This is a genomic window from Thermococcus gammatolerans EJ3, assembly GCF_000022365.1.
Lineage (GTDB): Archaea > Methanobacteriota_B > Thermococci > Thermococcales > Thermococcaceae > Thermococcus > Thermococcus gammatolerans.
In genome coordinates, this window is record NC_012804.1 from 693,812 (window position 1) to 719,840 (window position 26,029).

General features: G+C 55.0%; 25 protein-coding genes and 1 pseudogene. 16 read left to right on the top strand and 10 right to left on the bottom strand.

The window, feature by feature from the left end; all coding sequences use genetic code 11:
• The first annotated feature begins 210 nt into the window (after positions 1–210).
• The 3 genes and pseudogenes from TGAM_RS03750 (at position 211) to TGAM_RS03760 (ending at position 3,544) form a co-directional block, all read left to right on the top strand.
• The gene (locus TGAM_RS03750; protein ID WP_015858352.1) at positions 211–717 is read left to right on the top strand and encodes a hypothetical protein; all 507 of its coding nucleotides are present in this window, start codon (positions 211–213) and stop codon (positions 715–717) included.
• A 124-nt stretch (positions 718–841) separates the two neighbouring features.
• Positions 842–1,684: an aldo/keto reductase gene (locus TGAM_RS03755; RefSeq protein WP_015858353.1), complete on the top strand. Its 843-nt coding sequence runs from the start codon at positions 842–844 to the stop codon at positions 1,682–1,684.
• Positions 1,684–3,544: pseudogene (locus TGAM_RS03760) on the top strand (aldehyde ferredoxin oxidoreductase family protein). The gene TGAM_RS03755 and the pseudogene TGAM_RS03760 overlap by 1 nt, the downstream one beginning before the upstream one ends.
• Before the next feature lie 74 nt (positions 3,545–3,618).
• On the opposite strand, the gene TGAM_RS03765 reads toward TGAM_RS03760, so the two are convergent.
• Both TGAM_RS03765 and TGAM_RS03770 read right to left on the bottom strand, forming a co-directional pair.
• Positions 3,619–4,197, bottom strand: coding sequence for a potassium channel family protein (locus TGAM_RS03765; RefSeq protein WP_015858356.1), 579 nt, complete (start codon positions 4,195–4,197; stop codon positions 3,619–3,621).
• Entirely contained in the window at positions 4,190–4,795 is a 606-nt protein-coding gene (locus tag TGAM_RS03770; RefSeq protein WP_015858357.1) for a potassium channel family protein, read from the bottom strand. The genes TGAM_RS03765 and TGAM_RS03770 overlap by 8 nt, the downstream gene beginning before the upstream one ends.
• 106 nt (positions 4,796–4,901) lie before the next feature.
• On the opposite strand from TGAM_RS03770, the gene TGAM_RS03775 reads away from it, so the two are divergent.
• The 5 genes from TGAM_RS03775 (at position 4,902) to TGAM_RS03795 (ending at position 10,389) form a co-directional block, all read left to right on the top strand.
• Positions 4,902–6,092 (top strand): magnesium transporter, encoded by a 1,191-nt coding sequence (locus TGAM_RS03775; protein ID WP_048811096.1) that lies wholly within the window; start codon positions 4,902–4,904, stop codon positions 6,090–6,092.
• Positions 6,093–6,136: 44 nt separating this feature from the next.
• A complete protein-coding gene (locus tag TGAM_RS03780) occupies positions 6,137–7,321 on the top strand; it encodes a magnesium transporter (RefSeq protein ID WP_015858359.1) in 1,185 nt (394 codons plus the stop codon).
• Complete coding sequence (locus TGAM_RS03785) at positions 7,318–8,091, top strand: sugar phosphate isomerase/epimerase family protein (protein ID WP_015858360.1); 774 nt, start codon at positions 7,318–7,320, stop codon at positions 8,089–8,091. Before TGAM_RS03780 ends, TGAM_RS03785 begins: the two co-directional genes overlap by 4 nt.
• A gap of 87 nt (positions 8,092–8,178) precedes the next feature.
• Positions 8,179–9,603 carry an acetate--CoA ligase family protein gene (locus TGAM_RS03790; RefSeq protein WP_015858361.1) on the top strand — a complete coding sequence of 475 codons (1,425 nt, stop codon included), beginning with the start codon at positions 8,179–8,181 and terminating at the stop codon, positions 9,601–9,603.
• A gap of 24 nt (positions 9,604–9,627) precedes the next feature.
• Positions 9,628–10,389, top strand: coding sequence for an acetate--CoA ligase family protein (locus tag TGAM_RS03795; protein ID WP_015858362.1), 762 nt, complete (start codon positions 9,628–9,630; stop codon positions 10,387–10,389).
• A 139-nt stretch (positions 10,390–10,528) separates the two neighbouring features.
• Here the strand turns inward: TGAM_RS03795 and TGAM_RS03800 are convergent, their stop codons facing one another.
• From TGAM_RS03800 to TGAM_RS03830, 7 genes are all read right to left on the bottom strand, one after another.
• Positions 10,529–11,527 (bottom strand): SPFH domain-containing protein, encoded by a 999-nt coding sequence (locus tag TGAM_RS03800; protein ID WP_015858363.1) that lies wholly within the window; start codon positions 11,525–11,527, stop codon positions 10,529–10,531.
• Between the two features lie 2 nt (positions 11,528–11,529).
• On the bottom strand, positions 11,530–12,024 hold the full coding sequence (locus TGAM_RS03805; protein ID WP_015858364.1) for a hypothetical protein: 495 nt from the start codon (positions 12,022–12,024) through the stop codon (positions 11,530–11,532).
• 9 nt (positions 12,025–12,033) lie between these two features.
• Entirely contained in the window at positions 12,034–12,930 is an 897-nt protein-coding gene (locus TGAM_RS03810) for a zinc ribbon domain-containing protein (RefSeq protein ID WP_015858365.1), read from the bottom strand.
• Positions 12,931–12,935: 5 nt separating this feature from the next.
• Positions 12,936–13,925, bottom strand: a complete 990-nt coding sequence (locus TGAM_RS03815) for a membrane protein (protein WP_048811097.1) — start codon at positions 13,923–13,925, stop codon at positions 12,936–12,938.
• A 116-nt stretch (positions 13,926–14,041) separates the two neighbouring features.
• Complete coding sequence (gene purE, locus TGAM_RS03820) at positions 14,042–14,473, bottom strand: 5-(carboxyamino)imidazole ribonucleotide mutase (RefSeq protein ID WP_015858367.1); 432 nt, start codon at positions 14,471–14,473, stop codon at positions 14,042–14,044.
• A gap of 72 nt (positions 14,474–14,545) precedes the next feature.
• A complete protein-coding gene (locus TGAM_RS03825) occupies positions 14,546–15,295 on the bottom strand; it encodes a hypothetical protein (protein ID WP_015858368.1) in 750 nt (249 codons plus the stop codon).
• Positions 15,292–15,927 (bottom strand): hypothetical protein, encoded by a 636-nt coding sequence (locus TGAM_RS03830; protein ID WP_148206261.1) that lies wholly within the window; start codon positions 15,925–15,927, stop codon positions 15,292–15,294. Before TGAM_RS03830 ends, TGAM_RS03825 begins: the two co-directional genes overlap by 4 nt.
• A 163-nt stretch (positions 15,928–16,090) precedes the next feature.
• On the opposite strand from TGAM_RS03830, the gene purD reads away from it, so the two are divergent.
• From purD to TGAM_RS03870, 8 genes are all read left to right on the top strand, one after another.
• The gene (gene purD, locus TGAM_RS03835; protein WP_015858370.1) at positions 16,091–17,407 is read left to right on the top strand and encodes a phosphoribosylamine--glycine ligase; all 1,317 of its coding nucleotides are present in this window, start codon (positions 16,091–16,093) and stop codon (positions 17,405–17,407) included.
• A gap of 10 nt (positions 17,408–17,417) precedes the next feature.
• Positions 17,418–18,560 carry a formate--phosphoribosylaminoimidazolecarboxamide ligase family protein gene (locus TGAM_RS03840; protein ID WP_015858371.1) on the top strand — a complete coding sequence of 381 codons (1,143 nt, stop codon included), beginning with the start codon at positions 17,418–17,420 and terminating at the stop codon, positions 18,558–18,560.
• A gap of 68 nt (positions 18,561–18,628) precedes the next feature.
• A complete protein-coding gene (locus TGAM_RS03845; protein WP_015858372.1) occupies positions 18,629–19,318 on the top strand; it encodes a hypothetical protein in 690 nt (229 codons plus the stop codon).
• A 266-nt stretch (positions 19,319–19,584) separates the two neighbouring features.
• Complete coding sequence (locus TGAM_RS03850) at positions 19,585–20,781, top strand: MFS transporter (RefSeq protein ID WP_015858373.1); 1,197 nt, start codon at positions 19,585–19,587, stop codon at positions 20,779–20,781.
• An 82-nt stretch (positions 20,782–20,863) separates the two neighbouring features.
• On the top strand, positions 20,864–21,106 hold the full coding sequence (gene purS, locus TGAM_RS03855) for a phosphoribosylformylglycinamidine synthase subunit PurS (RefSeq protein WP_015858374.1): 243 nt from the start codon (positions 20,864–20,866) through the stop codon (positions 21,104–21,106).
• A 1-nt stretch (position 21,107) separates the two neighbouring features.
• Positions 21,108–21,779, top strand: a complete 672-nt coding sequence (gene purQ / locus TGAM_RS03860) for a phosphoribosylformylglycinamidine synthase I (protein ID WP_015858375.1) — start codon at positions 21,108–21,110, stop codon at positions 21,777–21,779.
• Between the two features lie 4 nt (positions 21,780–21,783).
• Positions 21,784–23,922: a phosphoribosylformylglycinamidine synthase subunit PurL gene (gene purL, locus TGAM_RS03865; protein WP_015858376.1), complete on the top strand. Its 2,139-nt coding sequence runs from the start codon at positions 21,784–21,786 to the stop codon at positions 23,920–23,922.
• Positions 23,919–24,914, top strand: a complete 996-nt coding sequence (locus TGAM_RS03870) for a formate--phosphoribosylaminoimidazolecarboxamide ligase (protein WP_015858377.1) — start codon at positions 23,919–23,921, stop codon at positions 24,912–24,914. Before purL ends, TGAM_RS03870 begins: the two co-directional genes overlap by 4 nt.
• Here the strand turns inward: TGAM_RS03870 and TGAM_RS03875 are convergent.
• Positions 24,907–25,971, bottom strand: a complete 1,065-nt coding sequence (locus TGAM_RS03875) for a DUF835 domain-containing protein (RefSeq protein ID WP_015858378.1) — start codon at positions 25,969–25,971, stop codon at positions 24,907–24,909. The genes TGAM_RS03870 and TGAM_RS03875 overlap by 8 nt on opposite strands.
• Between the last annotated feature and the right edge of the window lie 58 nt (positions 25,972–26,029).

The window sequence follows — 26,029 nt, forward strand, 5'->3', positions numbered from 1 at the left end:
CTTTTCTTTTCAGTTTCCAAGAGAGGCCCATGAAGGTTTTCTCTCAATATGATCTTGCCCTTTATTCTTTATGAGTTGCCAAAGCTGGCACCTGGGGGATATCCCGAGGCCTCCTCCAGCCTTTCGAGTTTTTACTTGGTTGGACAATGAGCAGGATACGACCAAAATGTTTATATTGCTGATTTCCGGGTAATGTAAGGATGATGAACCGTGCACGGGAGAAAAAAGGCCCTTATCGGAGTCCTTGCTGGTTTGCTGCCCCTTATCTCGATCGTATTGGGAGGGTTCTGGGAAGGGTACGACGACGTGATGTTCCTGACGTCTTTCCTGATTTACGCGCTTTTACTGCCGTGGACAGTGGAAGAGCAAGGAGAAGAGACGATCCTCCTCCTGATCGGATCCATGGCCCTTATGGCACCTGCCATGGACATGCTCCTCAATCAGCCGGGGATTGTGGCCATAACCGATGACTCCGTAGGGCTCAGCTTCTCAGCTCCGGATTACCTTCTCAGCTCCGCCTCAGGCGTTGCGTACTACACCGCCCTGTCGAGGATATCAAAGAAAACTGGCACTTCTGCCTTCAGAGTCCAAGGGCTTTCGTATCTAATCGCCACGGTGGGCTCTGTAACTCCACTTGGAATCCTAGGCTTTCTGGGATGGATATTCGGAGTTCCAGTCTCTCATTTCATCCACTACCGGGGGCGTGGAACGGACTGACCTTTCATTTTTCCTACTTCTCCAATTTCCTAGGTAGAATCCCTCTCCGAGCCATGCCCTCAGGCTCTATCCAATATCTTAGCGTTCAGACGGAAACGTTAATTAAATTCAATCCCTAACTATTATGATGGTGTTGAAAATGGTAAAAATTTCTGACCTCAAGATTATAGGCGACGACAAGGTCACTGCCATCGGTATGGGCACCTGGGGGATAGGTGGCTACGAGAGCCCCGACTACTCCAGGGACGAGGAGAATGTTGAGGTTCTCCGCTACGGCCTCGAACTCGGCATAAACCTCATAGACACCGCCGAGTTCTACGGCGCTGGTCATTCCGAGGAGCTCGTCGGAAGGGCTATTGAGGGTTTTGACCGAGACGAGCTCTTCATCATCAGCAAGGTCTGGCCAACGAACTTCGGCTACGAAAGGGCGAAGAGAGCGGTAAGGGCGAGCGCTAAGAGGTTAGGGACTTACATAGACCTCTACCTCCTCCACTGGCCCGGGACGGAGTGGAGGAAGATAGAGGAAACCCTCCACGCCCTTGAAGAGCTCGTTGATGAGGGACTCATTCGCTACATCGGCGTCAGCAACTTCGACCTTGAACTCCTCAAGCGCTCTCAGGAGGCGATGAGAAAGTATGAGATAGTCGCCAACGAGGTGAAGTACTCCCTCCGCGACCGCTGGCCCGAGACGAGCGGTCTGCTCGACTACATGAAGAAGGAAAAGATTGCCCTCATAGCCTACACCCCGCTGGAGAAGGGTTCCCTCGCGAGGAACCCCTGCCTGGCCGAGATTGGAAGAAAATACGGCAAGAGCGCCGCCCAGGTCGCGCTCAACTACCTCATCTGGGAGGAAAACGTTATCGCTATTCCCAAGGCCGGCAGGAAGGAGCACGTGGAAGAGAACGCGGGAGCGATGGGCTGGAGGTTGAGCAGGGAAGATAGGGAGAGGGCAAGGGGGTGCGTCTGATGTTCACTTACCACAACAGGATAGCGAGGGTGAACCTGACCGAGGGAACGGTCACCTACGAGGAACTGCCCGACGAGGTGATAAGGAAGTTCATCGGCGGAAAGGGACTCGGATACTATCTGATTTATTGGGAGGTTCCACCGGGAACCGACCCGCTCAGCCCGGCCAACAAGTTCGTATTTGCAACTGGCGGTTTGACCGGGTTAATTCCGGGTTCGAGCAAGGTCATAGCGGTCAGCAAGAGCCCCGAAACCAGATTAATCAGCGATTCCAGCGGTGGAGACGCCTTCGGACCCAAGCTCAAGGGCCACTTCGATGCGCTCATTATCGAAGGGAAAGCCGAGGAGCCCGTCTACCTTTACGTCCACGATGGGGAGGTGGAAATCAGGAATGCAGAGCACCTGTGGGGCAGGGGCAACTATGAAGTGGCCAAAGAACTCTGGAGGGAGCACCCGAAGGCGAGCTTGGCTTTAATTGGCCCGGCCGGCGAGAGGCTCAGCAGGATTGCCAACGTGATTTACGACACCGAGCGCGCGAGCGGGAGGGGCGGTCTTGGAGCCGTCCTCGGAAGCAAGAAGGTTAAAGCAATTGTAGTTGAGCCCGGGGAGAAGCCACCGGTTGCCAACCCGGAGGAGTTCCAGAAACTGTGGCAGGAGTTCTACGAGCACTTCGCGACCGACCCAAAGTACGAGCACAGCAGAAAATACGGGACGAGCGATGGGCTGAGAAGCTCGGCCTCCCTCGGCATGAGCCCGGCCTACAACTTCTCAAGGCCCTACATTCCCGATGAGCTTGCCAGCAAACTCGGGGGTGATGAGGTCAAGAAGTACGAGGTTGAACCGGAGTGGTTCGTCCACGGCAAGAGCTGTCCGATTAAGTGCGCCCGCTACGTAGAGGTCGAGTATAGGGGCAGGAGAATCCGCGTCAAGCCGGAATACGAGAGCATCGCGATGCTCGGAGCGGCGACTGGAGTATTCAACTTTCCTGCCGTTGCCTACTTCAACTGGCTCGTCAACAACCTCGGCCTCGACAGCATAGCGACGGGCAACACAATAGCCTGGTTCTTCGAGCTGGTCGAGAGGGGTCTCATAAGCGAGGAGGAGATAGGCTTCCCTGTCAAGGGCTTCGGCGACGAGGAGGCGGAGGAGAGGCTCATCAGGCTGATGGCCGAGAGGAAGGGAATCGGAGCGATTTTAGCGGACGGCGTAAAGAGGGCCTGTGAGAGGCTCGGCAGGGGTTGCGAGTTCGCGGTGCACGTGAAGGGCATGGAAAGTCCAGCTTGGGACCCCCGCGGGAGGAGAACCTACGCGCTCAGCTACGCCACCGCTGACGTTGGAGCGAGCCATTTAAGGGGCTGGCCAAGACCCCATCAGCTACCCGAACCAGGGACCCGCTAAGGAGCTTGTGCCGTCGATGATAGAGAGCAGGGACGAGAGCTACATCACCGACATGCTCGGGGTCTGCAAGTTCGTGCCTTACAGGATGGAGGACTTGGCCGAGCTCTACTCGCTCGCAACCGGGGAGGAGTGGACGGTCGAGAGGCTCAGAAAAATTGCCCAGGCAGTTGAGAGCATAGCAAGGATACACAACGCCCTCGACTGGGTGACGCCTCCACTCGACGATACGATTCCGCCTCGCTGGTGGGAACCCGAGCCGGACGGGCCGGCCAAGGGCAACGCGGCCTTCATAGACTACGACGACTTCCTCGAGGCGAGGAGAGAGTTCTACAGGCTCAGGGGCTGGCACGAGGAGCTCGGTGTCCCGCTGCCGGAGACGATGGAGGAGCTTGGCTATCCGGAGTTTAAGGAAGACGCGGAGCGGGCGTTGAAAGTTGTAAAGAAGAGAATGGGCGTGGAGTGAGGTTCTATCGTCTCTTTACTTCGCACTCAAAAGCCGAGCTGGGAGAATAAGGAAAATGATGCATTTATCCCCCATTACTCCTCTTCTGCCACTTCTTCCCCGGCGAGCTTCCTGAGCTTGTCGAGATCGGGGCTCACCGCTATGAGAACGTCGCCCTCCTGTATCACGTCGTCCTTTCCGGGGTTGTAGATGTACCTAGTTCCGCGCTTTATCGCCAGAATCCTCGTCCCTATCTTGCTCGGAAGCTTGAGCTGCTGCAGGGTTTTGCCTATGAGCACCGAGCCGGGCCTGACGGTAACGCGGCCGAGCTCCTCCTCTGTGTCCTCCATTATCCTTCTTATTATCGGGTGGGGCTCGATGTCGCGCAGGATTATGTCCGCTATCGCGTAGGCGGCATCGCTTATGCGCTCGTTGATGTCGGCCAGATCTATGATGCTCAAAAGGCTCTCGGGGTCTTCCTCGCTCTTCGCGGCCCTCAGGGCCAGCTTTTTGACCTTTAAAGTTAGGTCGTCCATCTTCTCCTCAAGGAGGTAGACCTCCTCCGCTATGTCCTCGCTGTTGTAGAGGACCGATGAAAAGGCGAGGTCAACCATTAGGGCCGACAAATCTTTCATCTCCACGAGGCAGTTCCTGATTTCGTCGAGCTCACTCATGTTTCATCACCTTCAGGATTCCCCTCGCTATCTCCTTCAGGTAGTCCAGGGCAGTCCTCGTGCCCCTGCCTATGAGGATGTCCCCGGGCATTATCTTGGTGTCCTCGTCGGGGTCAAAAATCCAGCGCTTGCCCCTCCTTATCGCAGACACCCAAACGCCGGTGTTTGTTGCCAAGTCAAGCTCTTCCAGCGTTTTTCCGACGAGTATGGACTCGGGGGAAACCTGCACCTTGCCGATGGTCTCCTCGCTTTCGAGTATGGCGTCCCTCACCACCGGATGGAGCTTCTCTTCGAGAACCATCTTCGCGAGGTCGGCGGCCGCGTTGGATATCTCGTCTATTGCTCTCCCCATCTGGAGAATTGCCGTTATCTGCTCGGCCTCCTTCGGGCTCCTCGCCGCGAGCACTGCCTTAACCATCAGGTGGTAGTTGAGAAGGTCGAGGTACTCCTCGAGCTCAAGGACTTCCTCCGCTATCTCCTTCTCCTGGAACAGGACCGAGGAGTAGGCCAGGTCAACCATCAGCTCGGCGGTGTTCTTCATCTCGACGAAGATGTCCTTGACGTTGTTGGGAACCTCAATCTCGTCCCATTCTTCCACCCCGTTCTCACCGAAGGGGAAAAGGAGGGGAATTTTATTTAGTTTTCGCCGAAAAATTTATACTCCTTCCACCTATTGAAGCTCGGGGTGGCAGTGGTGGAGAGTGATGGCGGTGATAGTCTCGAAGGGAACGGCCGGCTACAGTGGCTGGCGCGAACGCCTGAAAGGGACGTTTCTCATCACGTTTCCAGCCCTTCTCCTGTGCCTAGCCCTTGATTTCGTTGGGGGCGGAATCCTGGGAAAGAACTTTGAGAAGATACTGACCCATTATCCCCTCATTCTCGTTATTCTTCCCGGAATGATGGACCTCAGGGGGAACGTTTTTGGGGCTCTGGCATCGAGGCTGACCACCGCCTTATACTTGGGAAAAATAAGCCGCATAAGGGACCCCGACGTTACGACCAACATCACGATGGCGATAACGAGCTCCACGATTCCACTGATAATCCTCTGGGTGGCCGGAGCCGTCCAGCTGGGCCTCTCGCACTCGGCGATTGTTGTCCTCGCCATCGTGGTTTCTTCGGCCCTTTTTATAGGCCTCGTCCTCGGCTACTCCACCGCCTTCATCACGGTTGTGCCTTACAAACACTCCATTGACCCGGACACAATCGCGGCTCCACTGATAACCTCTGTGGCTGACCTCATAACCATACCGAGCCTCGTCTACCTGATATTCTTCTACGAGAGGCACCCGGATGAGTTTTACGCCTTTACGGCCCTCATGGTTGCCCTGCTATTGGTGCTCATCTACCGGTCGAGGTTTACGGGGGAATACCGGAAGTCCTTCAGGGAGATAACGCTGATACTCACCGCCTTGGCGATGATAGAAATTTTCTCGGGTTCCACGCTTGAGCACTACGGTGAGGTCATATCCAAGGTCATAATCCTGAGCATAATGTATCCCTCAATCCTGGACAGCGTTGGTAACTTCTCCTCGATTGTTGCGGCAACAACCTCAACCCGCCTGAACCTTGCGGGCCCCTCCGAACTGCGGAGCCGGGATTTTGTCGCGGACGTCGGTTCGGTTTTACTGCTCTCGCCAGTCATAGGCCTTCTCACCAACCTCATAGCAGTCTACGTTTCTCACCTCGCAGGACTTGAAGGAGGCATGATATGGGCATTCGTTGCAACGTATCCAATCCTCGTCATCGTTAACGCGCTGGTGGGAATTGGAGTTGCTTACGTTGCCTACACACACTCGATAGACCCCGACAACGTCGCGATTCCGACTGTGACGACTATCTCCGATGTCCTCGGTACTGTGTACGTCGTTCTGCTCGCGGAGAGCCTCGCATAAATTTTAATAGCCTACCTTTCTATTCTCTAGAAGGTTGGAAATCCATGAGAGAATCAATGCTCTCAGAACTCCGGGGTAAAATTGGAGAAGCCTACAGGGTTACTCTACCTTCCCTGTTCACGTCCCAGATATTCGGCCTGTTCGGGGGCACCTTCTTGGGTAAGTACTTCGAGACGGTGAGGCTCAGGTTTCCGGGCCTCCTCGTCGTCCTGCCGGGTATCATGGGGCTTCGCGGGAACGTTTTCGGCTCGATGGCCTCGCGCTTCTCCACGATGCTCTACCTCGGTGAGCTCGAGCCGTCTCTGGGGGACAGGAGGATTCTGAAGGAAATAGTCCTGAGGATGGTGCTCTCCCTAATCCCGGTTTTCCTCCTCTGGGCGATTGGAGTCCTCACGGGCATTAAAAAGAACGCCTTTGACGTCCTCCTCATTGTGATAACCTCAACGATACTCGTCTCCTTCATACTCGGCTACTTCACCTCCTTCGTCACGATATTCGCTTTCAGGCGCGGTACAGACCCGGACAGCGTTGCCGCACCGCTGGTTGCATCTATGGGCGATTTCCTCACAGTTCCGTCGCTCGTCCTTTTCATCCTCCTGATAGAGCGCTCCCCCTGGGCCTTTAAGGCCTTCAACTACGTCACCATAGCTTTTTTCCTGTTCGTGACAGCGTTAAGCAGGGTGAGGCTCGAGGAGTTCTCGGAGCTCAGGCAGGTGTTCGTGACGATAACCGCCCTGGCGCTTCTATCTACCGTCTCGGGCTCGATACTCGCCAGGTTCAGCGGGATTATCCAGGCCTCGGTGATACTGAGCTTCATCTACCCCTCGCTCCTCAGCAGCTTCGGAAACTACGGCTCCATAATAGCCGCGAAAACCTCGACGAAGCTCCACCTCGGTGAGATAGAGAGCTTCCTCTGCCCAAAGGCCTTCACCGACGTCATAGCCCTGTTCACGACGGCGCCGGTTATAGGGCTGACCAAGATACTCATCGGCGGTGCCCTTATGACCCTCATCACGGGGAACCCGATTCCGCGCTCCGCTTATCTGGTGGTCCTGACCTACCCGTTCATGGTGCTCTTCATCATGCTCTACTCCTACACGCTCTCATACTTCCTCTTCCAGAGGAGCATAGACCCTGACCACGTGGCGATACCGCTCATCTCGAACAACAGCGATATATTCGGAACAATATACGTCGTCCTGATGGCCAGGCTGATGGTGGGAGCATGATAGGGCTCTCGATGACGTCTTACAAGGGCAGGACTCCCGAGGAGTTCGAACGCTGGCTTGAGGAAGCGGAAGGGCTCGGCTTCGACTTCGTCGAGCTGGTTAGCGAGTGGCCGAACTTCCTGACGAGGGAAACCTGGAAAACCTACGCCGACGTTCTCGGAAGCTTCGAGCTTAAGGTTACCGTTCACGCCCCGTTCAGCGACGTCAACATAGGCTCGCTCAACGAGAAGCTTAGAAAGGCTTCCCTTGAAGTTTTGGCCGAGACGCTTGACGTTGCTTCCCGCTTGAACGCGCTCGCCGTCACGGTTCATCCCGGCCATTGCTCGCCGGCGAGCAGGAAGTTCAGGGAGGACTACAACAGAGTTCACCGCGATTCCCTTCGGGAGCTTGAGAGGTTTTCCGGGGAGTTTGGCATTAGGGTTGGCGTTGAGAACATGCCGGCCTTTCTCATACTCGACGCTCAAACCCCTGAGAGGCTGGCCGAGCTTCTGGACGGCATCAATCTCGGCGTTACCCTTGACCTCGGCCACCTCAACACCGTCGGCTTTCCCTTCGAGCGCTTTATGGAGCTCCTCGGCGACAGGATCGTTCACGTCCACCTCCACGACAACTCGGGGAAGAGCGACGAGCACCTGCCCCTCGGAAAGGGAACCGTCCCCTGGCGGGAGGTTCTGCCCCAGCTTGGTGGACTGACCTGGGCCCTTGAAGTGTCGGGTCTCGACGACGCCCGGGTCAGTCTGGCCTTTCTCAGGGACATTGGTGAGCTTTGAAGCTCATTGGGGTTCACTTTTACAAAACGCAACCCTTTTATACATCCCCACCCAATGAACTCTCGATAACTTCTGGAGGGAACGAGCATGGCTGAAAAAATCGTTGAGGAACTGAGGCCCTTCTTCGACCCGAAGGCGGTCGCTATCATCGGTGCAACCAACAAGAAGGGGAAAGTTGGCAACGTCATCTTCGAGAACTTCAGGATGAACAAGGAGCGCGGTATTTTCAAAGGTAATATCTACCCCGTTAACCCCAAGCTCGACGAGATTGAGGGATACAAGGTCTATCACAGCGTTGAAGAGCTTCCCGATGACACCGATTTGGCAGTTATTTCGATTCCCGCCCCGTTCGTGCCCGACACCATGAGGCAGATAGCGGAGAAGGGAATAAAGGCCGTTATCATAATCACCGGCGGTTTCGGAGAGCTCGGTGAGGAGGGCAAGAAGCTCGAGAGGGAGATCTACGAGATAGCCAAGGCCAACGGGATAAGGGTCATCGGCCCGAACTGTGTCGGCGTTTACGTCCCAGACACCGGCGTTGACACCGTCTTCCTGCCCGAGAGCAAGATGGACAGGCCTCAGAGCGGGCCGATAGCCTTCGTCAGCCAGAGCGGTGCATTTGCCGCCGCGATGCTCGACTGGGCGGCGATGGCAGGAATAGGCATAGGAAAGATGGTTAGCTATGGCAACAAGATTGACGTTGACGATGCAGATTTGATGGACTACTTCATTCACGACGATGGCATAAACGTCGTCACCTTCTACATCGAGGGAGTCAAGGACGGAAGGAAGTTCATGGAGAGCGCCAAGAGGATAACCAGGGTCAAGCCCGTCATCGCTCTCAAGAGCGGAAGGACCGAGTACGGAGCAAAGGCCGCCTCGAGCCACACCGGTTCCTTAGCCGGAGCGGACACGATTTACGACGCAGTTTTCAAGCAGACGGGCATCATAAGGGCTGAGGACTTCGAGCACATGTTCGACTTAGCTAAGGCCTTCGCCGCGCTCAAGGACAAGCTCCCGAAGGGTGACAGGATAGGCATAATCACCGACGGCGGTGGCGCCGGAGTCATGGCCAGTGATGCCGTTGCCAAATTCGGTCTCAGGATGGCCGAGCTGAGCGAGGAGACGATAAAGTTCCTCAAGGAAAACTTCCCGCCGCACGCGGTGGCAGGAAACCCGACCGACGTCGTTGGAGATACCGACGCCGAGCGCTACAGGGTGGCCATCGAGGGCTTCGTGAACGACCCCAACGTTGACGCGATACTCGTCATAGTGCTCTTCCAGGTCCCGCTCCTCGAGGAGGAGAAGATAATCGACATTCTCGCCGAGTACCAGAAGAAGAGCGACAAACCGATTGTGGCCGTAGCTATGGGCGGTAAGAAGACCGACCGCTACGCTAGAATGCTGGAGGAGAAGGGCGTTCCCGTTTACCCGACTCCCGAGAGGGGCGTCCGCGCTCTGGCGGGTCTCGTGAGGTACGCCGAATATTTGAAAAAAGTTAAAGGTGAGTGATGTTTACCCACTGGTGGTGGTAGTATGAAGGAGGAAGCCCTCAAAGTTATCGAGTCCGTCCTGTCCCAGGGCAGGACGGCTATGGTTGAGTATGAGGCCAAGCAGGTTTTAAAAGCTTACGGCCTTCCGGTTCCGGAAGAAAAGCTCGCCAAGACCCTCGATGAGGCTCTCAAGTATGCGGAGGAGATAGGCTATCCCGTTGCCCTAAAACTCATGTCGCCTCAGATACTCCACAAGAGCGACGCGAAGGTCGTCATGCTGAACATAAAGAGCCCCGAGGAGCTCAAGCAGAAGTGGGAGGAGATACACGAGAACGCGAGGAAGTACCGCCCCGACGCCGAAATCCTCGGCGTTCTGGTTGCCCCGATGCTCAGGCCCGGCAGGGAGATAATCATAGGCGTTACAGAAGACCCGCAGTTTGGCCACGCGATAATGTTCGGTCTAGGCGGAATATTCGTCGAGGTCCTCAAGGACGTCACCTTCCGCATAATCCCGATAACCGAGCGCGACGCCAGAAAGATGATAACGGAAATCAAGGGCTATCCGATTCTCGCGGGGGCGCGTGGAGAGGAGCCTGCCGACATAGACGCCATCGTTGACCTTCTTCTCAAGGTCAGCCAGCTGGTTGATGAGCTCAGGGACTACATCAAGGAGATGGACCTCAACCCGGTCTTCGTCTACGAGAAGGGCAAGGGCGCGGTTATAGTCGACGCTAGGATCATTCTCAAGGAGCCGGAGGAAAAGAAGCCCGAGGTAAGCTCCGAGTACAAGGAGAGGTGTGCCTGACTTTTTCTCCCATTCTACCCTTTTCGTGAAGTCGTCGTTGTTTAGTGTAAGTCTTGAGAATAAGCCTGGAGGAATACCAGAGATCCCAAAGCGAACTCTTGCAGAGAAGTTGCAAAAAGGGAAGTATAAATAAAAACCATCACTCAATCTTTGCACCGCAGACAGGGCAGAACTTCGCTCCCTCTGGAACTATGTGGCCGTTGGGACAGCGCTTGATTTCATGGCCGCAGTAGGGACAGAAGCGCGCCCCCGGTGGAATCGGCTTGCCGCAGTAGGGGCAGATTTCCTGCTGTTGGGTCTGGGCAGGTGCCGCTTGCTGGGGTTGCTGTGGTGCTGGAGGGGTGCCCCCACCCGCGTAGGGCTGGGCCGGTGGAATCGGCTGGGCCTGCTGCTGGAAGAGCTGCGGCACGAGTACCATCCCGGTTCCCATACCGGCCCCGGGACTTTTGCCGAGCTCGGCCGCGACCTGCTTCACCGTGTCCATCTGCATAACCGCTTGAGCGTTGCCAGTCTGCATTAGCCAGAAGAGCCTCTGACGCCACTCGTCGGTGGTATTTACTCCCTCGATTTTAACGTCAACGAGCTCAAGGCCGAGTCTCCTGAAGTCCTCCATGAGTTTAACTTTGACCTGCGTGCTGACCACGTCGAGGTTCTGGAAGAGATCGACTATTGAGTAGGTAGAGAGGTGCTTCATCATGCCCTCGTTGAAGTATGCCCTGATGAACTTTGTAACGTCCTGGGCGTCGTAGAGGCTCTGGCCGCCGACAACTTCAGTGATGAAGAGAACCGGATCGGCGACCTTGAACCAGTAGACGCCGTAGTACTTGACGGGCGCCAGTTCCCTCGTCTGCGTTTCGCCGCCGTAGCGCCCCTGGAACTGCTTCATGCTGACAAAGATTACCGTTGCCTTAAAGGGGCTGTTTGAACCGCCGACGAGCTTGTAGAGGAGAGGTAAATTCTGCGTTGTCAGCGTGTGCCTTCCCGGCCCGAGGACGTCGTAGATCTTGCCGTCGCGCATAAACACAGCGACTTCGTACTCGTGGACTATGAGCTGGGCACCCCATTTTATGACTTCGTTGGGGTAGCGCCAGATTATCTCGTCCTCTCCGGGGTTAACCCACTCTATTACCTGGACCATTTTCACTCACCCGCCGCGAAGCTCATTCTCTGGCTTAAAACTTCCTCGAGGTTCACAAGCTTCTCATCCAGACCCAGAACTGCCATACCAAGGGCCTGGGGATTGGCGATCTGGGCGTTTAAAGCCTTGGCCTCGTTAAGTATCCCCTCGGCCAGCTCGATCATCTTGGCGTCGTACTCGATGAGCCTTTCAAGTTCCTTCTCCTTAAACTTGACCCTGTCAAAGTAACCCCGGTAGCCGGCCTCGGCGTGCCGGATCCTGCTTTCAAGCATCATAAGCTTCTTCCTCATGCCTTCTATGGCCATCAGCTGGTTGCAGTTCACCATCGCACATCTCTGGAGGGCTCTTTCAAGTTCCCTCTTTGCCTGGGCCAAGAGGTCGGCCACCTTTCCCCTTATCAGTCTGTCGTCTTCCCTGAGGAGTTCCTTCTTTTTGTAGCCGTGAAAGCCCGGCACTATAAGTTCGAGTTTTTCAATTATTGACGTTTCCTTTCCCATGCTATCACCTCAAACCGGCTGGAAATAAACGTTACCCCTTCCAGCCTTGATGACCTCGCTAACCGTTCTCTTTTTAACCGAGCCTTTCATGAAAATTCCAATTCCCCCGGCGACGCCACCGGCTAGTCCGCCTATAATGCCCCAGGGGCTACCTCCCACCGCCGACGCGATGATTCCCAGTATGAGACCTGACCCTATCACCCCGGAACCCAGGAGGGTTGCCTTTTTTCTTGCCTCGCTCATGAGAGGGTACTCTGCTCGGATCACTCTCCCATCGGTTCCGTCTACGAAGTTAACGAACCTCTCGCCGCCGTACTCGTAGTGAATCTCCCAGAGAGGGTAGTGAACCAGGCCCTGAAACTTCACGTTGAGCTCCAGCTCTCCTGCATACGCACTCTCCTCACTGGCCTCTTTCTTCAGCGCGCTTTCAAGCCTCGAACGTGCTATCCGCTCCGCTTCCTCCCTGTCAACGTCCGGCTCGTAGTACTTCCCTTTCTTAACAACGGCCTCATCGAAGAAGCGCTTTCCCCTGATCGGGAAGGGATACTCTGCGAGGAGGGTTTTAAAGGGGGAACCCGCTGGAATTCCAAGGAACTCAACTTCTTCAACTGTTTCCCTGCTCTTGCTCCTCCCGTGGAGGTAGAAGAAGTAAACCGGAACCCAGTGGAGTTCCTTTTTCGTGACCTTCGCGTCGACGATATCCGCGGGGGCACCGTACTGCCGTGAGAGGAACTTCAACAGCTTTCCTGCCGGGTCTTCCCTCATCGGCGGAAAGAAGAAGTGATCGACCTTGCTCTCCTCACCGGTTTGAACGTGGAATGTGGTACCGCAGTAGGGACATGTTGCGATGCTCACGGTATCTGGAACCTTGAATCTCGCCGAGCACGTCGGACAGGTGACCTCCATCACCATCACCCCATCAGGCCTTTCCTTTCCCTTTCGATCCTCTGTCCTTCGAGCACCTTGCTTCCGGCCAGCCAGCTTACCGCAGAACCGCCGACGATGGCCAAAAGCGCGAAGACAGGTGAACTTGAGAAGAAAGCCGCGCCGAAAGCGGCGGTAGCTATGCCAGCACCCGCACCGACTAGGTACTGTGCCTGTCTCAGCACGTTCATCGGCTCGGTTGCGGCGACTCTCTTCCCGTCCCAGCCCGCAAAAACCGTCTGGAATATCGAGTTGCCGTAGCGGTAGTAAACCGTCCACATCGGCAGGAGGACCAGCTTGACGTTTTCGGGTTCATCGGCGTGGAGGTTGAACATTTCTATTCTGTCAGATTTTGCCAGGAAGCGATTTCTGATGACGTCTATCGCGTCCTCACGCATTATCAGCTTCGCCTGCCTCTCGTCCATTTCGGTGTTCAGGATCTCGAGCTTTATTCTCTCCCATTCCCCCTCCTCCAGATCGAGCAGCCTCTTACCTTTGGGCCACGTTTTCGAGTAATGGGTTATCAGGTCATCGACACCAAAGCTCTTTACCTGTCTCCTGGCCGATCCCAGGAGTCGTAGATTCTCATCGACGCTCTCGGTGTAGTGTCTCTCCACCGTGTGACAGCGGGTGTTTCCCTTTGAGTCCGTGTGGCACTCTTCCTCACGCCTCATGTAGCGGACCGTTCCGTAGACGTGAACCAGACCGATCCAGTAGGGGGCGTAGTGGCCCTCTATGCCGACTATTTCGATCTCGTCCTTTATTCTTCTGAGGTCGAAATCGCTTTCCACGTTCTTCCAAAAGGCCTGGGCTATGGCGTTCTTGTCCAAGGAGGGTATGATGTGGATTTCATCGGTTTTGATGTTGCCGCTCACGTGGTTTGGAAAGCCGCAGTATGGGCAGACCGCCACGATAGTCTCGGGCGACACCTCTAGGGGCGCACCACACCTTTCGCACTTAAAGGCCAGGGCCTCCATCGTCATCACTCACAGTAGTTAGGCAAAACTACTATTTAAGGGTGTCTATGGGAATTGGGATGAATTCTGATGTTTTCGCCTTTTTCCATAACGACACGCAAGTAAGAATGAAAAAGTCAACCCCGCATCTTTTCTCTATGTTCTTTGAGTTTCTCCCTCAGTCTTTCATCCCTCAGCGCGAGGATCTCGATGGCAAGAAGGGCCGCGTTCTTACCGTTGTCTATCCCCACCGTTGCAACGGGCACTCCCGGCGGAAGCTGTGCCATGCTTAGGAGCGCGTCGAGACCACCGAGCTTGGCCGAGACTGGAACCCCTATAACCGGTTTGATTGTGTGGGCCGCTATCACTCCGGGCAACGCGGCGCTCAGGCCGGCTATCGCTATGAATACGTCGTAGTCCTTTCTGGCCAGCTCCTCGACTTTCTTGGGATTTCTGTGGGCGGAAGCAACTTCGATGTCGTATTCAACCCCGAACTCATCGAGAACTGAAGTTACCTTCTCAGCTACATGGCTGTCACTCTTGCTTCCCATAACCACCAGGACTTTCACCGGAACCACCGTTCACAGAAACATGTCTAAAATTTAAAAAATTTGCGAGTAAATTAACGTTGAAATGTCAACTCATTGGAAGTGAATCCGTCCTCCTTTGAAGTCGTACTCCAGTGTTGTAACGTCCCCCAGCTCGGGGGCTTTGACGATGTGAAGGTACCTTTTAATTTTGTCGTCCTCTATTCTGCTCTCCGTCTTGAGAACGTAATCAGCTTTGCGGTAGAGGAGGGGCAGTACCATCGTGTCCTCGCCGGTGTATGTCCACACGTTCGTCCCCGCGGGGTACTTTTTATATATCTCGGATCTACTTCTCTGGAGGTCGGCGATCTCCAGATACCTCTGGGTTGCCTTGGGGGTGAATATGGAGAGATAATCCGACATAGAAACTGTAATACCCCACAGCTCCCTCCCCTTGAACATCCCCATCTCTGCCCACTTCTGCTTGTGGGCTCCGATTACCCGGATGTATTTCTCGTTCAGTGTATCGATGTCAATAGGCTTTCTGAGGTACCACACGTTTTCAAGATCGCCCTTTATGTCATATATACTTCCGAAGGTGTCGATGATCATGAGTCTGCCCTCTTGGAGGTGTCTTCTCCAGTCAACCCCTGCCTTTTCCATAACGCTTAGTGTAATCGAGAGGGGAGTGCCTATGTTAAAATACCCCACGAGGTTATCGGACTCGAGCTTCTCCCTCATGATCTCGAAGGCTAAAAACTTCCCCAGGGAGCGGGGGTCTGCTTCGTGGATGAGAATGAGGCTTCTCTCGACAATGCCCCCGAGGGCCTCGTCTAATTCCCTAATTCCAAGCGTTAGGGTCATTCTTCATCACCCTTGGTCATTATAACCCTTCTGAGACCGTTCTCCACAACACCCTCAAAGACGTAGTCGGAGTAGAGGTAGATAAACTCCTCGAGGGCCGGACACTCCGGTTTTATGTACGTTATCAGCCCTGCGGTTTTTACTCTGGACTCTTCACGGAGATTCCATAGCAGTTTCTGGGCCCTTATCGGGTTATCGAAGAGCCTGCACATTCCGGACTCGAGGTAACCCACCACTATGACATCCTCCGGCCCAAGTTCCGACAGCAGATCCTGTATTAGCGTCCTGTACTTGAGGATGAACACCCTGTCGTCAAGATAACCTGACAAAACGAACACTCCATTGACTCCCGAATCTATGTGTCTCATCGAGCCAAAAACGTCAAGGACGTAGAGGTTTTTGCCGAGATGACTTTCGTAATCCAGTCCCGCCCTCCTGAAGTCCCTGAAGAGACTCTGAAGGGGCTCATACGACACAACCCATATGTACCTGCCTTCTTCCAGCGGTTTTTTGAGGCTTCTAAGGGCTGGGATATAAGTGAACGCTGAAAAATCCCGATCTACAATACCCACAATCTTACCTTTGAGAAATGATTCTGATATTATCGCCATTAGTTTTTCCTCGCCGTCCATAGTTTGTCCCTCCTGTAATGATGGGTCTAAGTGGCTAAATACTTTATGGTGGATGAAAAGATCCTCTGGCGTTAGGCGGCTTGTTAGTTGGTATGTTCTTGCCGAATTAATGTAAAAACAAACCTTAAAAAGCAAAAATTTTGACATATAAATGGTGAAGCTCATGAGGGTTCTGCTCGTTGGCGGAGGGGGAAGGGAGCACGCTATTGGGGAGGCCCTCGTAAGGGGAGGTGCCGAGCTCTACGTCGTCTCGAAGCACAAAAACCCTGGCCTCGCGAGGCTCGCGAGGGGCTACGGCCTGGCAAAAGAGACAGATATCAAAAAGGTTCTCGAATATGCCGAAAAATTTGGCGTCGAGCTGGCATTCATTGGCCCAGAAGCGCCGCTTGAGAAGGGCATCGTTGATGCCCTTGAGGAAAACGGCATCCCCGCAGTCGGACCGAGCAGGGAGGCAGCTAAGCTCGAAACCGACAAGGCCTTCGCGAGAACCTTCATGGAGCGCAACGAAATCCCTGGGAGAAAGGTCTTCCGCGTCTTCACCGACGTTTCGAAGATGCGCTCGTGGGTTGACGACTTTGGAAGGCCTGTCGTGGTAAAACCCATCGGTCTGACCGGCGGGAAGGGCGTTAAGGTCGTTGGCTACCAGCTGAGGGACAACGAGGAAGCTAAGTCCTACGCCGAGGAGCTCATCAGGCGCGACGGAAGGGTTCTTATCGAAGAACGCACAAACGGTGTCGAGTTCACCTTCCAGGTCTTCACTGACGGAAAAAGGGTTCTCCCGATGCCCCTCGCCCAGGACTACCCCCACGCCTACGAGAACGACGAAGGTCCGATAACCGGCGGGATGGGGAGCTACTCCTGCTCAAACGGCCTGCTTCCCTTCGTGACGCGGGAAGACTACGAGAAGGCCCTTGAGACGCTCAAAGCCACTGTCGAGGCCATGAGGAAGGAGGGGACGCCCTACAAGGGAATCCTCTACGGCCAGTTCATGCTTTCCAAAGGCGGGCCGGTTCTCATAGAATACAACGCCCGCTTCGGCGACCCAGAGGCAATAAACGTTCTCCCTCTCCTCGAGACGAGCCTGCTTGAGGTTGCGGAGGGAATAGTTGACGGCAACCTTCAGGGAGCGGAGTTCGAGAAAAAGGCAACGGTCGTCAAGTACCTCGCGCCGAAAGGTTACCCAACGAACCCAGTTAGAGGCGTAAAGGTGGAGGTCAACGAGAAGGCCGTTGAAGAGGTCGGTGCAAGGCTCTACTACGCTTCAATTGACGAGAACTTCACTCTCCTAGGCTCGAGGGCCATAGCGGTCGTTGGAATCGCCGATAGCCTTGAGGAGGCTGAGAGGATAGCCAAGAGCGTGATTCCGCACGTAAAAGGCGAGCTGTTCTACAGGCGCGACGTCGGAACCCGGAAGAGTGTCGAGAAGAGGATTGAGCTGATGAAGGAGTTTGGAAAGGAATTCGAGCCGAACCCGTGCTGAGGTGATGGGAATGATAAGCCGCGATGAGATTCTGGGAATACTCGAGAGGTACGACCCCGAGAAAATAACCGTTGGCGTCCTTGGAAGTCATTCGGCTCTGGACATAGCCGACGGTGCTAAAGAGGAAGGTTTGCCCGTTCTCGTCGTCGCCCAGAGGGGCAGGCACAAAACTTACGCCGAGTACTTCAGGCTGAGGAAGACGAGGGACGGCATAACCAAGGGCTTCATCGACGAGGTCATCGTCCTTGAAAAGTTCGCCCGGATAATAGACGTCCAGGATGAGCTTGTTAAGAGGAACGTCATCTTCGTCCCCAACCGCTCTTTTGTTGTGTACACTGGTATAGACAGGGTTGAGAACGACTTTAAGGTTCCTCTCTTCGGCAGCAGGAACCTCCTCAGGAGCGAGGAGAGGAGCGAGGAGAAGAGCTACTACTGGCTCCTTGAGAAGGCCGGGCTCCCATATCCGGAACCTGTGAAGCCGGAAGAGATTGACGAGGTCGGCCTCGTCATAGTCAAGCTTCCGCACGCCAAGAAGAGGCTCGAACGCGGATTCTTCACGGCCGCGAGCTACAAGGAGTTCCGCGAGAAGGCTGAGAAGCTCATCAAGCTCGGCGTAATCACGGAAGAGGACCTCGCGAGGGCCAGAATCGAGCGCTACATCATTGGACCGGTGTTCAACTTCGACTTCTTCTACTCGCCGATAGATGGGGAAATAGAGCTTTTGGGAATAGACTGGCGCTTTGAAACGAGCCTGGACGGTCACGTAAGGCTTCCAGCGGCCCAGCAACTGACCCTCCCTGAGTGGCAGTTCGAACCCGAATACACCGTAACGGGCCATGCATCCTCAACGCTCCGCGAGTCCCTCCTTGAGAAGGTCTTCGATATGGCCGAGAAGTACGTGAAGGCGACGCAGGAGTACTACTCTCCAGGCATAATCGGGCCCTTCACGCTCCAGACGGCGGTTGACAAGGACCTGAACTTCTACATCTACGACGTCGCCCCGAGAACCGGCGGCGGGACGAACATCCATATGGCGATGGGTCACCCCTACGGAAACGCCCTCTGGAGAAAGCCGATGAGCACGGGAAGGAGGGTTGCCCTCGAGATAAAGCGCGCAATCGAGCTCGACGAGCTTGAGAGGGTGGTGACTTAATCACAGTTTTAATCTTTTAAGACGAAACATTTTTAACTTACAATGCGTAAAGAAGTAGGGCAATTTCAATGAGAAAAGTTGTGGGGGTTCTTTTACTAATCGGATTGATTGCGACAGTTTGCGTGTTCTTCACCCACAGTGCTCATTACGGGAAGAAAAATAATCCCATAGATTTCAGGCCAGTTTACCTTTCCAACGTTTCCCTAAACGCCAGATTCTCAAACGAGGGGCCGGGGATTCTCGTTGTCCAGTACTCTGACATTGAAAAGGCACCGATTAACTTGAGCAAGCCGGTTCTTGTGGTTGGAGAGATCAACGTCACACGGCTCTTAATTACCTTCAACATAACGACACCGCTTGCTTCCATTGAACCTTCCCCCAAGGCCGTCTTTGTGTACAACAGAGGGTTACTTTTCCTCGAATCTGGAGATGTGAGGAAGTTCCTTGTCTGGACTCGCGAAGTCATACGATATGAAGCCCACTGGAGCTTTGGAATTTACTCTGAACACTCGGGAATCCTGCTGGCCGTTAGATCATCTCACATTGAGCCACCTAAGAACTGGAGCTCCGTTGGAGGCACCCTTCCAGAGTACTTCGTTTCTGTGGAGATAACTGTTCCCGGGAACGAGAACGTTGAGCTCTCCCTTGTCCCCCTGAATGGGAAACTATCCAATTACCATCCAACAACATCTAAGGGGCAGACTTCACCATCCACGACAGGTCGAGCTTTTTCAGGAACACCGCGGCGTGGACAGTGAAAAACAACGGAGATCATGACGTCCAGCTCAGTGCAACCATTGGTGCCGAGTCTCCCCAACTAACTCTCCAGTACTTCCTCAACTATGTAGAGGGCTCTCTGCACGTTCGGATGGGCCCATGACCTCTTAGAAAATTTTTTATTCTTTGCCAGATAATCCCTCATCTCTTTCTGTTCAGCTTATTAAAGCCGCATCTCATTCGGGAAACGTTTTTAAGAGAGGAAGAGCCGCTTTTCCTGTCGATCAACGATCTGGGGGTTGAAACCATGGATAACCGCTGGAGAACGGTCATTCTTAACACCCTCGTTGTTGCCTCAGGTTTCGGAACGATGCACATGCTGGAGAAGTTTAAGGATGCAGTTGTGAATCACTACGGGATCACCGAGACAATGATGGGCTACCAGCAGACAGCCTACGTCGTTGGCCTCTTCGTTGCTTTCCTCCTCGGCGGAACGACCCTCTTCAAGGGTTCCTTCAAGAGGAGTGTGGCTTTAATCGTCAGTTTCGCCGCGATTCCACAGTTCCTGATTCCATTCATGCCAAACTGGTGGGGAGTGGTTGCGCTCCGCTTTTTCCAGGGCTTCATCGTCGCCCTCATAGCAGTGTTCAGCAACCAGATTGGAAGGCTCTTTGTGGCAGAGAGGCCCTTTGCAAAGGGTATAATACTGTCAGGCATTTTCTGGGGCGGGATCTATGGAATAAGCCTGGCCAAATGGGCTGATGGGAGTGATGCGAGCTGGTCCTCCGTCACCCAGGCTTTTCTGATCTCAGCCGTTCTCATGTACGTCATGCTCGCAATCTGGTGGTTCTTTACGGAGGACTTTGAGATCCCCAAGGAGAAGCGCTCCTCTAAGGCAAACGTCTGGAAGATGCCGTTCACCTGGGTCTTCGGCTTCACATTCTTCCCGGCCCTGTGGATTATCTTTACCCTCGGCTCTTTCACCCTCCACAATGTGGACTTCAGCGAGGCGCAGGTGGCAAACCTCGTCAGGGCGCTGGAGGTTTCGATGGGTCTGTGGTCGATAATCATGGGGTATCTCGGCTACCGCCTATCGAGGGGGAACCCGAGCAACAGGGGTCTCTTCAAGGCCATCGTCAGCGTCATGACTCTCTCCTACGCGGTAACCTTCCTCGGGATCTTTATTGTCTGGAAAGCCATACTTGCCAATGATTACACCCTCGCCCTCATTGGAATAGCAATAACGGGAATCGTCCAGGGGACTGGCCCGGCCTTCTGGACAACCGCCCCAGCGGCCTACCCAAGGGAGATATATCCCGAGGCCAGCTTTGCCCTCGGACTCATCTCGAACTCCGCCAACGCCGTCGCTCCGAACGTCATGTTCGTCCTCGTGCACAGCGTGAACACTGGGATGGTAATCTACCTGCTCATGGCTGCCCTCGGCATTGCCACCCTTCTCCTCTCGAGCCGCATGAAGCTCCCGGTCGAAGAACTCTCGGGATGAAATCTTTCTTTTTTGCATTTTCTTGTTAAAATAACTCTTAAAAACTCCCAATTTTTACATTTTTCTGGCAAGGGTGGTCGCGATGAAGTGGAGGGTTACCGTCACCGTTCGCCTCAAGGAAGGCCTCAACGACCCCGAGGGAAGGGTCATAGGGAAGGCACTCAGAAACCTCGGCTACGCGGTTGATGGCCTGAGAGTTCCGAAGTGCTTCGAGTTCGAGCTTGAGAGCGAGAGGCCGGAGGAAGAGGTAGAGGAGATGTGCAGGAAGCTCCTCGCCAACCCGCTCATCCACAGCTGGGAGTATAGGATAGAGCCGGTGAGCTGAGATGGTGCGCTTTGCCGTTGTGGTCTTCCCTGGAACCAACTGCGACTTCGAGACTGAGAGGGCCATAAGGAAGGCCGGCGCCGAGGCCGAGCGCGTCTGGTACAGAGCCAGTCTCAAGGACTTCGACGGCGTGGTTTTGCCTGGCGGCTTCAGCTACGCCGACTACCTAAGGGCAGGTGCGATAGCCGCCCGTCAGAAGATAATGGAGGAGGTTAAGGAGTTTGCCGAGGAGGGACGGCCGGTTCTCGGGATATGCAACGGCTTTCAAATCCTCACCGAGGCGGGCCTCCTTCCAGGGGCGTTGAGGCCCAACAGGGTTCCGCGCTTCCTCTGCAGGTGGGTTCACCTCCGCGTAAACGATGTGGAAACGCCGTTCACTTCCCTCTACGAGCCGGGTGAGGTAATAAGGATGCCGATTGCCCACGCGGAGGGCAACTACTACATTGACGACCCGTCGAAGGTTAGAATCGTCTTCCAGTACAGCGACGAGAACGGGAATGTGAGCGAAGAAGTCAATCCCAACGGCTCGGTTCTCAACATAGCGGCGATAGCCAACGAACGTGGAAACGTTCTCGGAACGATGCCGCACCCGGAGCGTGCGAGTGATCGCTTTTTAGGCAGTGAGGACGGCCTGAGGCTGTTCAAAAGCATGGTTGAGTGGGCGAGGAGGTGAGGAAATGTTCCCGCACGAGGAGAAGCTCATCCGCGAAAGGCTCGGCAGGGAGCCGAACGAACTTGAGTGGGCGATGCTCGAAGTGATGTGGAGCGAGCACGCATCGTACAAATCCAGCAGGCCCTGGCTCAAGCTCCTCCCAACGGAGAACGAGCATGTGATTTTGGGCCCGGGTGAAGATGCTGGAATAGTGAAGTTCGACGACGAGACGTGGGTAGTCGTTGGAATCGAGAGCCACAACCATCCAAGCGCGGTCGAGCCCTACGGGGGAGCGGCCACTGGAGTCGGGGGAATTGTGAGGGACATACTCTGCATGGGCGCGAGACCAATAGCGCTTCTCGATCCCATACGCTTCGGCCCGCTGGAGAAGGAGAGAAACCGATACCTCTTCGAGTATGTCGTTAAGGGTATAGCCGACTACGGCAACAGGATAGGCGTTCCGACCGTTGGGGGCGAGACGGAGTTCGACGAGAGCCTCGACAGCTACACGCTCGTTAACGTCGCCTGCGTCGGGATAATGAGGCCCGAGCACCTCGTCCACAGCTACGTGACCGAGGCAGGACTCAAGCTAATCCTCGTCGGCAACAGGACCGGCAGGGACGGGGTTCACGGCGTCACCTTCGCGAGCGAGGAGCTGAGCGAGAACACCGAAGAAGACCGCTCCGCGGTTCAGATTCCAGATCCGTTCACAGAAAAGCTCCTCATCGAGGCCACCCTCGAGGCGGTCTACACGGGCAGAGTCAAGGCACTCAAGGATTTGGGGGGCGGGGGACTGACCTGCGCCGCCTCCGAAATGGCGGGCAAGAAGGGCTTCGGGGCGGTAATCTACGCGGACAGGGTTCCGCTCCGCGAGCCGGGGATGACCCCAACCGAGGTCATGATCTCCGAGAGCCAGGAGAGGATGCTCTTCGCGGTTAAGCCGGAGGACGTCGAGGAGATAGGCAGGATTTTCGAGGAGTACGAGCTCGAGTGGACCGTCGTCGGCGAGACGATTGAGGAGCCACGCTTTGTCGTCTACTGGAAGGGTGAGAAGGTTGCGGATTTGCCTATAGAGCTTTTGACAGAGGTTCCAACGATAGAGTGGGAGCTGAAGCCTTACAGCGCCGAGGGGCCGGTCGAAACTCCCGACGTTCCCTTTGAGAGGGCCTTCGACCTCGTCTGGGGCAGTCCAAACATCTTGAGCAAGCGCTGGGTCTGGGAGCAGTACGACCACGAGGTTCAGGGGAGAACGGTTCTTAAGCCTGGAAGGGACGCGGCGGTTCTTAAGATAAACGACGAGTACGGTCTGGCCTTTGTAGCAGATGGAAACCCGAACCACAGCTACCTGAATCCCTACCAAGGCGCGATGGGGGCCGTTGCCGAAGTGGTGAGAAACCTGGTCAGCGTTGGGGCCGAGCCTTTAGCGCTCGTTGACAACCTCAACTTCGCATCGCCCGAGAGGCCCGAGGTCTACTGGAGCTTCGCCGAGACCGTCAGGGGCCTGGCTGACGCGGCGAGGGCCTTTGGCCTGGCGTACGTCAGCGGGAACGTCAGCTTCTACAACGAGGTCGTTGACAGGCCGATAAAGCCGACTCCCGTCGTTGCCGGCCTCGGGAAGGTGAAGCTTGAAGCTATTCCGAATGGGGGTTTCGAGGAGGGCCTCCTCATTGGCGTTGTAGGCCTCACGAAGCCCGAACTCGGCGGTTCTGAGCTCTTCGCGAGGCTCGGCGTTGAGGGTGGCCTCGCACCGCGCGTGAACTTGGAGGAAGAAAAAGCCAACGCGAATGGCGTCCTTGAGGCGATAAGGAGGGGCCTCGTCAGGGCCGTCCACGACGTGAGCAGGGGCGGCCTGGCGGTTGCCTTGGCCAAGATGGCTGTTGCCGGGAATACTGGCTTCACCGCAGACCTCTCGAAGGTTCCCTCCGAAACCACTAACCCAATCGAGGTCGCCTTCAGCGAGAGCCACGGGCGCTACATCGTGGCGTTCCCGGAAGAGAACCTTGAGGAGCTGAAGGGCCTCTTCAAGCACTTTGTCATCATCGGAAGGACAGGAGGAAGCGACGCGGTCTTCCTCTGGAATGGGTGGGAACTCCTTAGAAAACCCGTTTCGGAGCTTAAAGCCGTTCACGAGTCTCTACCAATGCTTTTGGGTGAGGAGGAATGAGGATAGCGACCTACGCCTCCCATTCGGCCCTTCAGATTCTGAAGGGGGCGAAGCAGGAGGGCTTTGAGACGGTAGCCTTCGGAAAGGCCCGGGTTAGACCGCTCTACACGAAGTACTTCCCGGTTGCCGATTACTTCCTTGAGGGAAGCTATCCCGAGGAAGAACTCCTTAATCTGGACGCTGTAGTCATTCCCACAGGTTCCTTTGTCGCTCACCTCGGCGTTGAGCTCGTCGAGAGGATGCGCGTCCCCCACTACGGCAACAAAGAAGTCCTGAAGTGGGAGAGCGACCGCTCGCTCGAGAGGAAGTGGCTCGAGGAGGCGAAGCTACGCCTTCCGAGGGTCTACGACGACCCCGACGAGGTAGACCGGCCGGTAATCGTCAAGCCCTTTGGAGCCAAGGGCGGGAAGGGCTACTTCCTAGCCAAAAGCCCTGAGGACTTCTGGAGGAAGGCAGAGAGGCTCGGCATCAGAGACAAGGAAGACCTGGGCGAGGTCCAGATTCAGGAGTACGTGGTCGGCGTCCCCGTTTATCCTCACTACTTCTACTCAAAGCTGAACCGCGAGCTGGAGCTGATGAGCATCGACAGGCGCTACGAGTCGAACGCCGACGCGATAGGCAGGATTCCCGCGAAAGAGCAACTGGACATCGAGGTAAACACCAACTACACTGTTATCGGCAACATTCCAATCGTCCTGCGCGAGAGCCTGCTCATGGACGTCATTGAGGCCGGTGAAAGGGTAGTAAAGACCGCTGAAAAGCTCATGGGTGGCCTCTGGGGTCCCTTCTGCCTTGAGGGGGTTTTCACGGAGGATTTAGAGTTCGTCGTCTTCGAGATTTCGGCGAGGATAGTTGCCGGAACGAACCCCTTTGTCCACGGCTCCCCCTACAGCTGGCTCCGCTATGATTTCCCGGTGAGCACCGGCAGGAGGATAGCGATGGAGCTGAGGGAGGCTTTAGAAGAGGGCAGACTCGACGAGATCGTTACGTGAGGATCCGGGTTAGGAGGTGGAATTCCTTCTTTTCCCAGGCTTTTTCATCCAGCACCACAATAAGGGTCCCCTCGTTAACGCTTACGTAGTCTTTCAGGGTCGCGAGAAACTTGGCTATGCTGCTGAAATCGTTGTAAAGCCTTAGATACTCGAGGCCCTCTATCAATATAACGGGTCTGAACGAGTCCCCATCTTCTCGAGCCCGTTTCATGTATTCCACGGCAGTTTCCAGGATTCTCGGCAGGTTCGTTGGTTCTATTGTGAGCTTCCCAGGGACGTTGCTCAGCTTGAACGTAGTCCATTTATTTGGAGTGCTTATAGTCCTGACAAATGCAAGGACGGGGTAGTCCCTAAGTAGATCCATGTATCCCTCGATCGATTCCAGTCTGAGTATCAGAACTCCTTTCTGGATCTTTTCATGAACCCGGGCTGATTTTGGGCCGAAAGGAGTAACCAGAACGAACTGGATCATGAGGAGTGCTGAAACTACAGTTAAAATCAGTCCAAGAACAAACCCCACTGTTGCGAATCCCTGCTCGTTCCTCAGGGCTAGGTAATCGACTTGGTGAATGCCATAGATTATCAATGTGATGCCGAGATTGTTGGCTTTCTTCCCGTAGATCTCCCTGAGCTCAAGGAGGAGAAATCCGGAGAGTATCATGAAGAGACCGGAAACCGCATGGGAGACGCCCATTATCAGAAGGTTGAGGTTCCTTGGGAGCATTAATGCACCCGATACAAGGAGGATAACGAAGAACATGGGAAGCAGTGCAATGATTCGCGACACCTTTCCGATATAAAACTCCGCCCCTATGAGCCTGGTTGTACCATAGAATATTAGCGAGGCAAAAATCGCTACCGACATGGCCCCTATGATGTAGTTCCCTGAAATATCGCCGGCAATTGCGTAGGCGTACGCTATCCATGCCAGCCCCCAAGGGAGGGAAGTCTTTCTGTGTTTCACTTCTGCGAAAAAAAGTATCATCCCTCCGGCGACGAGCTTGATGGCTATGCTGAAGGCTGCCGTTACGAATGCATAGTCCATCTTTGCCCCCAAGGATGTTGGGGGAGTCCCTTTAAAACCTTCCGCAAACCTTAAAAAACATGTACTTTTT